Source organism: Algihabitans albus, from assembly GCF_003572205.1.
Taxonomy (GTDB): domain Bacteria; phylum Pseudomonadota; class Alphaproteobacteria; order Kiloniellales; family DSM-21159; genus Algihabitans; species Algihabitans albus.
Genome location: NZ_QXNY01000005.1, coordinates 474697 through 487794, shown reverse-complemented (window position 1 = coordinate 487794; position 13098 = coordinate 474697). Strand labels below are relative to the sequence as shown.

Sequence of the window (13098 nt, the reverse complement as noted above, 5' to 3'; positions counted from 1 at the left end):
TTGTCACGACTTACAACGTCACGTCCTGGGCGGGCAGTGCCTTGGTCCACGGCATTGCCGGGCCTTCCTTTTGAGCACGTCAGCTTCTTCTGAACCCGATAGGTAATGAAAGAGCCAAGAAGCGCACCGCCAAGGAAGCCGCTCACTAAAACAAACCAATCGGTATCCTCAAACATCGTCCTCACCGGCTGACCGACCAAATCGCCTCTTTCGTCAAGGCAGCAGAAGGGTGACGAAAACGCGGCGTCTGCGGGTTTTACGACACCGAGGCAGAAGCCCCCGAGCGTAGCGAGGCAGAAGCCCCCGAGCGTAGAGAGAACTCACGGTCCGTGCGTGCGATATGCGTGCCAACGATCGGTCTCGACCCAGACTTCGACAGCAGCTACGAACCGATCTTGCAGTGCCTAGGTGCTTGGTCGGCACCAGCTTCGCCGGGGTAGACGCCTTCGGAGAGCCTAAGCCGGCGGTTTGCCGAAGACATCAGCCCGACGTACCTGTGCCGGCAGACGACGCGGTTGATGCCGCGCACCTCGTTGACGATGCGGGTGGCCGTGCCGGTCAGGACCTCGTGCTCGAACGGTCGGCTCAAGGTCGCCATGCCGTCGCTCGAGGTAACGGCGCGCAGGGCGCAGACGTGGTCGCAGGGGCAGGCATCGCCCAGGGGCCCACATGAACCCACTGAAGAGCCACCCGTCGCCCCACCCTGAACCAGCGCTTAGCTTCGGAGAACGGACTGATGCCTGCCGATTTTATCGCGCTTGGCCTCTGCAGGTTACACGGTAAGGAAATGGCCTCGAATTCCATCTCCTTCGATCATCGACCCATTCTAGGTTTGAAATCAACTTGATAGCGGAAACGGACAAGCGTCACTAGCGGCAAAAATGACAAGAGCAATACCGGTGATATACTGCTTAGTCGGATGCAGTGGAATCGCTGTTGTCATTGGTTGCGGGGGCTGGATCTGATCACAACTTGCGCCCCGAGCAAGTAAAGATGGTTGCGGGAGCCTGCAACCACCGAGACCGACATTCAGTCTCTGCATCGATTTGACTGTGGCGTGGGCAGGGTTGGAGCTTGCGGCCTTCGAGTATGAGCCTACCGAGTTGGACGGCTTTCTTAATACATAGACCTGTACGGAGTGTGTGCTGTCTATCTGATTTAATTATGCAATCAGTCTATCATCGGTGCCACGGAGAAGCGCATGCCGAGCCGGTCGTCAGGGCGGTCAGATGTAGCCAAAACAGTCTTCCGATGCCGAAACCGCCCCAAATATGCGCACTTCAGGCAGGAATTTCCAGCGATGCCCCACCCTAGCCTGGGAGCGACCGATGGCTGCCTGCCCCCGCTTCCGCAGTGGGCGGCTGGGCCGAACCCGCCCTCGGCAAGCTCGGGCGCGAGCAGCTGATCGACTATGGCCGCCTCCGCGCCAAGGAGGGCGCTGGCCCGGCGACTCTGGGTTCCAAGCTGTCCTACATCACTGCTGTCGTCACCCATGCCGCAGCGGTGCACAGCATCGGCGTTTCCAAGGAACAGGCCGCGGCATTACCGGCCTGGCCGTCAGTGGCCGCTCGAGGTCGACCCGATCATGCTTGCCTGAAGAGGTGCGACTTTCGGCTTTGCCGGCCAGCAGGCCCTGAGGCTCAAGCGAACTCGGTCTGCAGGGCCGTCACCAGCTGGTCGGCGAAGCGGGCAGAGGCGACCGGCAGGGCGCGGTGGCGCAGCTGGCCCAGCAGTAGTACGCCGCAGGGGACGTCGCGTTCGTCGAGCGGCCGGCTGACCAGGTCGCCGGCGCTCCGCGACGGCGGCAGGCCGATCGGAATCTGGAAGGCAAGGAGATTCTCCGCCGCGGCGTAGTGGCGTAAGAACTCAAAGGAATCTGATTCCACCACCGGCTCTAGAGGTTCCGCCTTGCGCGCCGCCGCCCGCTCCAACAGCTGGCGCACGCCATAGGGCGCCGTCGGCAGGCTGACGGGATAGCGCAGACAGTCGCGCAAACGCAGCCGTTGGCGCTCTGCAAGCGGATGCTGCGGCGCCATCACCGCATGCAACGCTTGCCGCACCACCGCCAGCGTCTGCACCTCGGTCAGCGGCAACGGCTCGAACACCAGCAGCAGATCGCAGCTGTAGTCGATCAGTTCCTGCTCGGCCGCCGTTCGGTCCCGAGGCAATATGGAGAAGGTGACCGCCGGATGGGCTCGCCGATAGAAGGCAATCTGGCGCGGCAGAAAGTAGGGCAGCAGAGCCTGGCTGCAGGCAATGGAGACGTGGCCGCGACGAATCCCCTCCAGGTCGGCGATCTTCGACCTCAGACGGTCGAGGTCCGACATCTGGCTGCGGATGTGCTGGATCAGCAGCTCGCCCACAGTATTCAGGCGGACCCCGCGCGGCATGCGTTCGAAGACCGGCGTGCCCAGTTCCTCCTCAAAGGTCTGGATCCGCCGATTGAGCGCCGAGGGTGTGATGTTGAGGGCCTCTGCCGCCTTGCGGATCGAACCAGCCTTCGACACCACGTCGATGTAGCGATAGGTCTGCAAGTGCCTCATAAAGAATGGCTTTCATCCGAGCGGTGCATTTTTTTCACCGCAACGGTGCCAGACTAGCAGAAGACGGACACACCGCCACCTGATAGCGCTCTCGGGAACGGCCGGTCGGCCAGCGGGTCGATAACCGTAAGGACGGCCGCAACAGAGAGGCTATCGGGAATGACGAAGACGAGGCTTTCCGCGGCGCCGTCCCGCCGCAGCTTTCTACAAATGTCCGGCGCCGCGCTTGCCGGTGCAGGCATGCTGCCCTTCCTCAAGGTGCTGCCCGCCCAGGCACAGGCCGCGGAAACGGTGGTAGTGGTCACCGGGCAGACAATCAACAGCCTGGACATCCATCGCACCGGCACCAACCGGGCCAGCTACCAGGTCGCGGTCAACTGCTACGATCGGCTGGTTTCTTTCGGCACTAAGGAGACGGCCGACGGCGGCCTGTCCTACGACTATCAGACCATCGTGCCCGAACTCGCCGAGAGCTGGGAGATCGCCGAGGACTCCATCGTTTTCACGCTCAAGGCGCATGCCGTCTTCTGGGACGGTTCGCCAGTGACGGCCGAGGATGTGCGCTGGTCCTTCGAACGGGCGGTCAGCGTCGGCGGTTTTCCGACGGTGCAGATGAAGGCCGGCCTACTGGAGAAACCGGAACAGTTCGAGGCGCTCGACGAGAAGACCTTCAAGATCCACCTGCTGCGCCCCTCCAAGCTGACTCTGCCCGACCTGGCGGTTCCGGTGCCGATGATCATCAATTCCAAGGTGGCCAAGGCGAACGCCACCGACGACGACCCTTGGGCGACGGAGTATCTGCATCAGACACCGGCAGGCTCCGGCGCCTACAAGGTGGAGCGCTGGGACCCTGGTCAGCAGCTGGTCTACGAACGCAATGACGCCTGGGTTGGCGGGCTGCTGCCGGGCGCCCGCCGAGTGATCGTGCGCGAGGTGCCGAACGCCTCCAATCGCCGGGCCCTGCTGGAACGCGGCGACGTACAAATATCCTTCAACATGCCGAACAAGGACGCTCAGGAGTTGAGCGGCCAGGACGGCGTCTCGGTCTTCAGCACGCCGATCGAGAACTGCATCCACTGCGTCGGTCTCAACTACAGCTTCGAGCCCTTCCAGGACCCGGATGTGCGCAAGGCGGTGGCCTACGCCATCCCCTACGCGGATATCTTCCAGACCGCCGCCTACGGCCGTGGTGCGCCCATGTGGGGCGGCTCGGGCGAGATCGAGACCCTCGACTGGCCGCAACCTTTCCCCTACGACACCGATCTGGACAAGGCGCGCGCGCATCTGGACAAGAGCGCCTTCGCCGGCGGCTTCGAGGTACCGCTGTCGATCAGTCTCGGCCTGGTGGACTGGATGGAACCGACCGCGCTGCTGATCCAGGAAAGCCTCGGGAAGATCGGCATCACGGCGACCGTCGAGAAGATCCCCGGTGCCAACTGGCGAACGGCGGCCCTGGTCGAAAAGCGCCTGCCCATGCATCTGGAGAACTTCGGCGGCTGGTTGAACTACCCGTGCTACTACTTCTTCTGGGCCTACAAGGAGGGGCATCTCTTCAACTCCTCGAACTACGCCAACCCCGAGGTCGAAGCGCTGGTCGACGAGACCCTGCACATGCAGCCGGACGATCCCGACTATGCGCCGAAGATCACCCGGCTGATGCAGATCGCCATCGAGGATTTGCCGCGAATCCCGCTGTGGCAACCGGCACTCAACGTCGGGACCAACGCTGCGGAGGGCTATGAATACTGGTTCCATCGCCAGCTCGACGCCCGCGGCTTGAGTCGGGCATGAGACGGTGCCGGCAGGACGCCTGAAGACCATCGCCTCGCGGATCGCACAGGCGATCCCGGTGGTGCTCGGCGTGGTGGTTGTCACCTTCGTGCTGACCCGCGCCCTGCCGGGCGACCCCGCCGTCTACTTCGCCGGTGCGGCTGCGGACGAGGCCTCCATCGCCGAAATCCGTACCGCGCTCGGTCTCGACAAGTCTTTGCCGGAGCAGTTCATCATCTATGTCGGCGACCTGCTGCAGGGCGACCTGGGCCAGTCGCTCTCGACCGGCCAGCCAGTGGCGGTCGAGCTGGCCCGGCGTCTGCCGGCCTCGCTCGAGTTGACGCTCTTGGCGCTGCTCCTCTCCTGTGCGGTGGCCTTGCCGTTGGGCATTCTGGCAGCTACCCGGCCCGGCTCCTGGATCGACCATGGCTGTCGCGTGCTGGTGACCGCCGGCGTTTCGTTGCCGACCTTTTTCACGGGACTGGCCCTGATCTATATCTTCTACTACCTGCTGGGCTGGTCGCCGGCGCCCTTGGGCCGGCTTGACTTTCTCTATCTGGAGCCGCCCAGGGTCACCGGATTCTTTCTCATCGACGCTGCTGTGATCGGCGATTGGGAAACTTGGCGAGGCGCGGCTCGGCAGATGGTGCTGCCCGCCGTGACCCTGGCGCTCTTCACCCTGGCACCACTCGCGCGGATGACCCGAGCGGCCATGCTGCAAGCGCTCTCGGCCGATTTCATCCGCACGGCCAAGGCCGCCGGACTGACCCGCACCACCCTGCTCTACCGCTATGCCCTGCACAATGCTCTGCTACCGGTCGTCACCACGCTGGGCATGGTCTTCTCCTTCACCCTCGGCGCCAATGTACTGGTGGAGAAGGTCTTCGCCTGGCCAGGCATCGGCTCGTATGCCGTCGACGCGCTGATCGCCTCCGACTACGCCGCCGTGCAGGGCTTCGTGCTGACCATGGCCTTGCTCTTCGTGCTGCTCAACCTGACGATCGACATCGCCTACACACTGATCGATCCGCGCATCGGCTTCGAGAGCTGATGACCGATACACCGATCTCCCTAGCCCCGCAGCGGTCGGGCCGATTGCAGCACGTCCTCTACGTGCTACGCTCCAACCCGGTCACCCTGCTTGCCTTCGCAATGCTGGGCGTGATTCTCTTCGCGGGGATCTTCGGCCCCTGGGTCGCGCCCTACGACCCCTATGCCACCGATGCCTCCCGTGCCCTGCGGCCGCCCTCCTGGCAGAATTGGTTCGGCACCGACAATCTCGGACGCGACGTCTTCAGCCGGGTGCTGGTGGCCACGCGCCTCGATCTGACCATCTCGGTCGCCGCCGTCGCCCTGTCCTTCGTCATCGGCTCGATCCTGGGTGCGGTCGCCGGCTACTGGGGCGGCTGGATCGACAAGCTGCTGAGCCGCCTACTCGACACCATCATGGCCTTCCCGCTCTTCGTGCTGGCCATGGGCATCGTCGCCGCCCTGGGCAACACGGTTGAGAACGTGATCTACGCCACCGCCATCATCAACATCCCCTTCTACGCGCGTGTCGTGCGCGCGGAAGTCAATATCCGGCGCGAAGCCGGCTTCGCCTTGGCCGCCAAGCTGTCCGGCAACTCGGACCTGCGCGTGCTGGCGCTGCATATCTTCCCCAACGCCCTGCCGCCGATGATGGTGCAGCTCTCGCTCAACATGGGCTGGGCGATCCTCAACGCCGCCGGCCTGTCCTTCATCGGGCTGGGCGTACGACCACCGACGCCGGAATGGGGCATCATGGTCGCCGAAGGCGCCAACTACATCGTCTCCGGCGAGTGGTGGCTGGCGGTCTTCCCCGGCTTGGCCCTGATGTTGGCGGTCTTCACCTTCAACCTGCTGGGCGACGGTCTGCGCGACATGGTCGACCCGCGCCTGCGGAGTTGAATGGAATGGCTCTGCTGGACATCCGCAACCTCGCCGTCGCCTTCGCCACCCGCCGCGGCAAGGTTCGGGCCGTGCGCGGCGTCAGCCTGTCGGTGGCGCGCGGCGAGACGCTGGCGGTGGTCGGTGAGTCGGGCTCGGGCAAGTCGGTGACCACCTACGCCCTGATGCGCATCCTGGACGCCGGCGGACGCATCGAGGCCGGGGAGGTCACCTATGGTGGCGTCGATCTGCGCCGGGCCAGCGACCGCGAGATGGGTGACATCCGCGGCCGCGAGATCTCCATGATCTTCCAGAACCCGCGCGCCGCGCTGAACCCGATCCGCAAGATCGGCCGTCAGATCGAAGACGTGTTGCAGCGCCACGGCCGCGCCACACGCCAGACCGCGAAGGCCGAAGCCATCGCAGCACTTGAGGCGGTGCAGATCCGCGACGCGGCCCAGCGCTACCATGCCTATCCCTTCGAGCTATCCGGCGGCATGTGCCAGCGGGTCGTGATCGCGCTGGCGCTGGCCTGCGACCCAAAGCTGCTGATCGCCGATGAGCCCACCACCGGCCTGGACGTGACGACTCAGAAGGCGGTGATGGAGCTGATTGCCGAGTTGATCCGTGCACGGCATCTCAGCGCCATTCTGATCACCCACGATCTGGGTCTGGCCGCTGCCTATAGCGACCGCGTGGCGGTTATGCGCCATGGCGAAATCGTCGAAGAGGGCACCGCCAGCCGGATCTTCACGACGCCGCAGCACGCCTACACGCGCAGGCTGGTTGCCGCAACACCGCGCCCGGGAGTCGGACTGCGCGACCTGCTGCCGCCGGAGAGCCGCACGCCCAATCTGCCAGCAAGCGCCTCCGAGCAGCCGGAAGGCACGCCGCTGCTGGAGGTTCGTGCGCTCACCAAGACCTTCGCCGACAAGAGCGGCGCCGTGCAGGCCGTCAAGGGCATCTCCTTTACGCTCGGCGAGTCAGAGAGTCTCGGTCTGGTCGGCGAGTCCGGCTGTGGCAAGTCAACCACCTCCTCCATGATCGTGCGGCTGCTCGACCCGACCTCCGGCCAGATCCTGTTCCGGGGCGAAGATCTCGCTGCTGTCCCGGCCAAGCGCTTCGCCCGCAACCCTCAGCGCGCAGCGCTGCAGATGGTCTTCCAGGATGCCACGGACAGCTTGAATCCCCGCTTCACGGCACGCGACTGCATCTCCGATCCGCTGGCCCGCCTCTCCGACCTGGGCCGCCAGGCAAGGCGCCGGCGCGTCGAGGAGCTGGCGGATCTGGTCGGCCTACCGCAGGAGCTACTCGACCGCTTTCCGCATCAGCTCTCTGGGGGTCAGAAGGCACGGGTCGGCATCGCGCGCGCGATCGCGCTGGAACCGAAACTGCTGATCCTGGACGAGCCGACGGCGGCGCTGGACGTATCGATCCAAGCCGTCGTGCTCAACCTGCTGCTCGATCTCAAGGCGAAGCTCGGCATGAGCTATCTCTTCGTCAGTCACGACCTGCAGGTCGTGCGACTGCTCTGCGACCGGATCCTGGTCATGCGTGCCGGCGAGATCGTCGAGCAGGGAACGGCGGAGCAGGTCATGACCTCGCCGGCCTCGGACTACACCCGCAGCCTGCTGGACGCCGTGCCGATCCCGCCCGCCTACGACGGCTCCGCGGTCGCATCTCCACCGCGCGCCACAGCACTCTGAACCTCCACGAGACAGAACGAGCCATGTCGGATCAACCGCTCGACTTCACCTCCTTGCGCGCCGCCTATGCCGAGGGCCTTACACCGGCGGAGCTGCTGCACAACCTCTACCGCCGGATCGAAGCTGTCGGCGACCCCGGTATCTTTCTGCATCTGGCATCCGCGTCTGAGAGCCTGGCCGCAGCGGCAGCCCTGCCGCCCATCGAGGCGGCGGCCGACCTGCCGCTCTGGGGCCTGCCTTTTGTGGTGAAGGACAACATCGACGTGGCCGGCATGCCGACCACGGCCGGCTGCCCGGCCTTCGCCTATCGGCCGCAGGTTGACGCGCACTGCGTCGCCCGGCTGCGTGCCGCAGGAGCGATCCCCATCGGCAAGACCAACCTGGACCAGTTCGCCACCGGGCTGGTGGGCGTCCGCACGCTGGGCAAGGCGCCGCGCAATGCGCTCGATCCGGAGATCGTGCCAGGTGGTTCCAGTTCAGGCTCGGCAGTGGCGGTGGCGCAAGGGCTGGCCAGCTTCGCGCTCGGCACCGACACCGCCGGCTCGGGCCGGGTGCCCGCCGCCCTGAACAACATCGTCGGCCTGAAGCCGAGTTTGGGCAGCGTCTCAAACAGCGGTGTCGTGCCGGCCTGTCGGACGCTGGACACTGTTTCCGTCTTCGCTTTGGCCGTGGAAGACGCCTATCGCGCCTTCGCCGCAGCGGCCGACTTCGATCCTCAGGATCCCTTTGCACGCCGGCTGCCGTTGCGGCCTCTGACTCGGCCGGACGGGTCGCTGCGGCTCGGCGTGCCGCGAGCCGCTCAACGAGAGTTCTACGGCGACAGCCTGCAAGCCGAGGCGTTCGAGGCGGCGCTCGGCCGGCTCGCCGCGCTGGGGGTCGAATTCCTGGAGGTCGATTTTGCCCCCTTTCACGCAGTCGCCGCGCTGCTCTACGACGGCCCCTGGATCGCCGAGCGCTATACGGTGATCGCCGAGCTGCTCAACCGCGCCCCCGAGGCGCTGTACCCGACGACCCGCGCGGTGATCGAAAAGGCGGAGACCTTCAGCGCGGCCGATGCGTTCGAGGCGGCCTATCGGTTGGCGGACCTGAAGCGCGAGACCGAGCGACTGACCGCGGAGCTAGACGGTCTTTGCCTACCCTCGATCCCGCGCTTCTATAGCTGCGCCGAACTCACTGCCGATCCGATTGGGCCGAACAGCCGTCTCGGCACTTACACCAACTTCGTGAACCTCCTGGACCTCTGCGGCATCACGGTGCCCGTGGCGCCGCGGCGCGACGGGCGCCCCGGCAGCGTGACGCTGCTCGCTCCCGTCGGCCAGGATCATCTGGTCGCCGGCCTGGCAGCCGAGATCCATGCCAGCGCAGGGATCACCTGTGGCGCGACCGGCTGGCCGGTACCGCCCGCACCGGCGGCGGCAGCCGAAGCGGGTCACGGTGAGATAACTCTGGCCGTGGTGGGCGCTCATATGCGCGGCCTGCCCCTCAACGGCGAGCTGACAGGCTGCGGCGCGCGTTTCCTGCGCCGCGCGTTCACCGCACCCTGCTATCGCTTCTACGCCCTGCCGGGCGGGCCGCCGTACCGTCCCGGACTGGTTCGCACTACCGAGGGCGCAGCCATCGAGCTAGAGCTCTGGGCGCTACCGGAGACTCAGGTGGGCGGGCTGCTGGCCGGCATCCCGGCGCCGCTGGGGCTGGGCACGGTCATGCTGGAAGACGGCAGCGAGGTGAAGGGCTTCCTTTGCGAATCAGCTGGAGTTGCGGACGCCAGGGATATCACCGCCACAGGCAGTTGGCGCGCGTTCCTTGCCGCTGAAACGATGGGAGCCGCCTCGCCGGTCCGCTCGGCTGGCTAAAGTTTAGGCAATTGGTTTGGGTTACTACTAAAAGACCTAACGGCAGTACCGCCGATCAGGAAAAATATTTGATTTATCAAGATCTTAATTGAATTCGCGACGTTGGCACGGCGCTTGCTGAGACAAAGACACTCAGCAGGGAGAAAGGCATTGCAGATCAACGATTCGGAGACGCTGGCCGAGCTGACCGCCGCCTTCGAGACCTACGAGCGGGCGCTGGTCAGCAACGCTGTCGAGACCCTCAACGGTTTCTTCTGGGAGAGCGAGTTCGTTCTGCGCTACGGCGTCGCCGAGCAGCTATACGGAATCGCAGCGATCCGGGCCTTCCGCTCGGCGCGTGCGACAGGGGATCTGAGCCGCAGCCTCCTGCGCACAATCGTCACCACCTTCGGCCGCGACTTCGGCACGGCGAACGCAGAGTACCGCCGCCACGCGTCCGGCGCGCTCGGCCGCGTCAGCCAGGCGTGGGTACGCATGCCCGAAGGCTGGCGCATCGTCGCCGCCCATGTCAGCGCGCCGATGACCACCGACTGAGAACCGAGCGGATGAACCGCTTGCGCGCCCTCTTCGCACACCGCCAGCACTTTCAGGAGACGAACATGCAGGACAGGGTCGACGCCTTTGTCACAACTTTCGAGGTGCAGGGAGCCCCTTCGGGACCGCTGGCCGACCTCACCTTTGCCGCAAAAGACCTCTTCGACGTCGCCGGATACGCGACGGGCGCCGGGAACCCGACCTGGGCCTCGACCCACGATGCGGCCGCTTCCCACGCTCCGGCCGTCGCCGCCTGCCTCGGCGCGGGAACGCGGCTGCTCGGCAAGACCCATACGGACGAGTTGGCCTACAGCCTGATGGGTCTCAACGCGCATTACGGTACGCCGGTGAACCCGGCGGCACCGGAGCGGGCGCCTGGCGGCTCCTCTTCCGGTTCGGCCGCGGCCACCGCGGCGGGTCTGGTCGACTTCGCGCTGGGCACGGACACGGGCGGCTCGGTGCGCACCCCCGCGTCCTTCTGTGGCCTCTACGGCATCCGTACGACCCATGGCCGCATCCCGCGCGACGGCATGGTGCCGCTCGCGCCGAGCTTCGACGTGGTCGGCTGGTTCGGACGGACGGCGCATATGCTGCGTAGGGTAGCAGATGCTTTCGATCTCGGCTCACAGCCTCCGATCGCACGCTCGCGCCTCTTGCTTGCCCAGGATGTTTGGGAGCTCGCCGAGCCGGCGACCCGGGAGGCGCTGAGTCCGGCCACCCGGCGTCTCCAGGAGCTACTGGGGCCGGCGGCGAGCGTCCGATTGGCGGAAGAACCGCTGACCGATTGGCGCGAGACCTTCCGCATCGTACAGGCCGGCGAGGCCTGGCAATGCCACGGCGCCTGGGTGCGCGCCAATGCCCCGAACTTCGGGCCCGGCATCGCGGATCGCTTCCGGATGGCGGGCGGAATCGCTGCGGAAGAGCTCGCCACCGCCCGACGGCACCGGGATAAGGCGCGGGCGCGCCTGGCCGATCTGCTGGGCGACGACGGCGTGGCCGTCCTGCCGACCTGCGCCGCACCGGCGCCGTTGAAGACGGCCGACGAGACGAAGATGAACGCCTATCGCGCTGCGGTCCTGCAGATGCTGTGTCCCGCCGGGCTCGGCGGGCTGCCTCAGGTGACGATGCCGATGTCGCTCGCCGACGGTGCCCCAGTGGGCCTGTCGCTCCTCGGTCCCGCCGGTTCCGACCTAGCACTGATGGAGATTGCGGTGCGACTGGAGGACTACGTGATGGCGCCCCGCTCCGTTGTCTAGCGTCTATTTTTTATACAGTCCTTCGATTTTCTGCCTGCTTTACAAGCACACTTTCGTTGTCATGCTTCAGCCAACTGATTAGTAGTATATACATCTGTTGGAGTTACGCCCTTGGCACGCCGCTTGCAAAAGAAAGTGGCGCGGCGGCTGCGAGGGTCCGCAGAGACGCTGCGCCGCTGAGAAAAGCACAACAGTAGCAAGGGTGGCGCACATGCTTGGGAAATCCTGGAAATACACTGCCAATGCCGTCGGCCTATCGACCGTAGCGCTGGTCGCCGCTGGCGCGCCCGGCTCGGCCGCGGCAGCCGACGATGTCCTGCGTATCGGCGCGCCGCTCGCGCTGACCGGCGGATTGGCCGACGAGGGCAAGAAGCAGGAAGCCGTCTGGCAGCTCTGGCTCGACAAGGTTAATGACGCCGGCGGCATCGAGGTCGGCGGAACGACAATGCAGGTCGAGTTCGTCCAGTACGACTATCAGACTGACGGCAAGCGCGCCGGCCAGCTAGCCGAAAAGCTGATCACCGACGACGAGGTGGACGTGCTGATGGCGCCGTTCGGATCCGGACATACCAAGATCGTGGCCGCCGTGGCCGAGCGATACCAGGTGCCGTTGCTGGCTTGCGTCGCCTCCTCGGTCTCGGTCTACGACCAGGGGTTCCAATACCTCTTCGGCACCCTAGCCCCCAACACCGGCATGACCGAGTCGATGACGGTCTACTTCAAGGAGCAGATGCCGGAGTTGGAGAAGGTCGCCGTTTATGGTCGCGACGACGTCTTTCCCAAGGCCATGGCGACGGCGCTGGCCAACTCGGCCTCGGCCGCGGGCCTGGAGGTGGTTTACGATCAACTCTACTCGGTCGGCACGATGGATCACTCGGCCGCCGTGTCGGCAATCAAGGCGGCCGAGCCGGACTGGGTCTACATGACCGGCTACACGCAGGACCTGATCTTGGGCCGTAAGCAAATGGAGGATCTGGGCGTCACCGCCCCGATCGTCACGATGGTCACCGGGCCAGCCTACCGCGAGTTCACGGAGGGTCTGGGCGCCTTGGCCGAGGGCGTCACCAGTTCGACTTGGTGGCACCACGCTACTGCCTACACTGGCGCGATCGGCCCCTGGAGTAGCACGGCGGCCTTTTACGCGGACTTCGTCGAAACCTTCGAAATCGATCCCGACTACGTGCACGGCTCCTGCGCCGCCGCGGCCGATGTGCTGGTGCATGCCGTCCAGCAGGCGGGCTCAACGGACAATCAGGCGGTGCGCGACGCCCTGGCTGAGACAGAGGTCCTGACCTTCTACGGGTCGATCGACTTCGGCGAGAACGGCATGAACCAAGGCCGCGAGATGCCGATCATCCAGGTGCAGGACGAGGAGATCAAAGTTCTCTACCCGGCGGCCATCGCCGGCGCCGAGATGAAGCTCGTCGAGTAGACGGTCATTCCACTGCTTCACCGAAGCGGGCGGCGCCCAATCCGCACGACCCCGAGGCGCCGCCCCGCGCTCACCATCTCAATCCCGCCAGCGGCT

General features: G+C 65.5%; 10 protein-coding genes. 8 read left to right on the top strand and 2 right to left on the bottom strand.

All coding sequences use genetic code 11. The annotated features are described in order from the left end of the window. Positions 1-382: 382 nt before the first annotated feature. Together DBZ32_RS22875 and DBZ32_RS16325 are read right to left on the bottom strand one after the other, a co-directional pair. On the bottom strand, positions 383-679 hold the full coding sequence (locus DBZ32_RS22875; RefSeq protein WP_407923501.1) for a GMP synthase (glutamine-hydrolyzing): 297 nt from the start codon (positions 677-679) through the stop codon (positions 383-385). A gap of 961 nt (positions 680-1640) precedes the next feature. Beyond that, entirely contained in the window at positions 1641-2543 is a 903-nt protein-coding gene (locus DBZ32_RS16325; protein WP_119168239.1) for a LysR family transcriptional regulator, read from the bottom strand. Between the two features lie 159 nt (positions 2544-2702). Between DBZ32_RS16325 and DBZ32_RS16320 the strand changes: the two genes are divergently transcribed. The 8 genes from DBZ32_RS16320 to DBZ32_RS16285 all read left to right on the top strand — a co-directional run bounded on the left by DBZ32_RS16320 (position 2703) and on the right by DBZ32_RS16285 (position 13002). Beyond that, complete coding sequence (locus tag DBZ32_RS16320) at positions 2703-4334, top strand: ABC transporter substrate-binding protein (protein ID WP_119168238.1); 1632 nt, start codon at positions 2703-2705, stop codon at positions 4332-4334. Between the two features lie 4 nt (positions 4335-4338). Further along, positions 4339-5364: an ABC transporter permease gene (locus DBZ32_RS16315; protein ID WP_119168237.1), complete on the top strand. Its 1026-nt coding sequence runs from the start codon at positions 4339-4341 to the stop codon at positions 5362-5364. Further along, positions 5364-6242, top strand: a complete 879-nt coding sequence (locus tag DBZ32_RS16310; protein WP_119168236.1) for an ABC transporter permease — start codon at positions 5364-5366, stop codon at positions 6240-6242. Before DBZ32_RS16315 ends, DBZ32_RS16310 begins: the two co-directional genes overlap by 1 nt. A 5-nt stretch (positions 6243-6247) precedes the next feature. Continuing rightward, entirely contained in the window at positions 6248-7927 is a 1680-nt protein-coding gene (locus DBZ32_RS16305) for a dipeptide ABC transporter ATP-binding protein (RefSeq protein WP_119168235.1), read from the top strand. 23 nt (positions 7928-7950) lie between these two features. Beyond that, complete coding sequence (atzF, locus tag DBZ32_RS16300) at positions 7951-9780, top strand: allophanate hydrolase (protein ID WP_119168234.1); 1830 nt, start codon at positions 7951-7953, stop codon at positions 9778-9780. Positions 9781-9930: 150 nt separating this feature from the next. Then, positions 9931-10314 (top strand): oxalurate catabolism protein HpxZ, encoded by a 384-nt coding sequence (gene hpxZ / locus DBZ32_RS16295; protein ID WP_119168233.1) that lies wholly within the window; start codon positions 9931-9933, stop codon positions 10312-10314. An 11-nt stretch (positions 10315-10325) separates the two neighbouring features. Further along, positions 10326-11570, top strand: coding sequence for an amidase (locus DBZ32_RS16290; protein ID WP_208539262.1), 1245 nt, complete (start codon positions 10326-10328; stop codon positions 11568-11570). Positions 11571-11781: 211 nt separating this feature from the next. Further along, a complete protein-coding gene (locus tag DBZ32_RS16285; RefSeq protein ID WP_119168232.1) occupies positions 11782-13002 on the top strand; it encodes an amino acid ABC transporter substrate-binding protein in 1221 nt (406 codons plus the stop codon). The last annotated feature ends 96 nt before the right edge of the window (positions 13003-13098 follow it).

What these genes read in the sequence shown, in the direction of transcription:
- DBZ32_RS16325 (WP_119168239.1), bottom strand. Translation starts at nt 2,543, where the DNA reads ATGAGGCACTTGCAGACCTATCGCTACATCGACGTGGTGTCGAAGGCT.
- DBZ32_RS16320 (WP_119168238.1), top strand. Translation starts at nt 2,703, where the DNA reads ATGACGAAGACGAGGCTTTCCGCGGCGCCGTCCCGCCGCAGCTTTCTA.
- DBZ32_RS16310 (WP_119168236.1), top strand. Translation starts at nt 5,364, where the DNA reads ATGACCGATACACCGATCTCCCTAGCCCCGCAGCGGTCGGGCCGATTG.
- DBZ32_RS16305 (WP_119168235.1), top strand. Translation starts at nt 6,248, where the DNA reads ATGGCTCTGCTGGACATCCGCAACCTCGCCGTCGCCTTCGCCACCCGC.
- atzF (WP_119168234.1), top strand. Translation starts at nt 7,951, where the DNA reads ATGTCGGATCAACCGCTCGACTTCACCTCCTTGCGCGCCGCCTATGCC.
- DBZ32_RS16290 (WP_208539262.1), top strand. Translation starts at nt 10,326, where the DNA reads ATGAACCGCTTGCGCGCCCTCTTCGCACACCGCCAGCACTTTCAGGAG.
- DBZ32_RS16285 (WP_119168232.1), top strand. Translation starts at nt 11,782, where the DNA reads ATGCTTGGGAAATCCTGGAAATACACTGCCAATGCCGTCGGCCTATCG.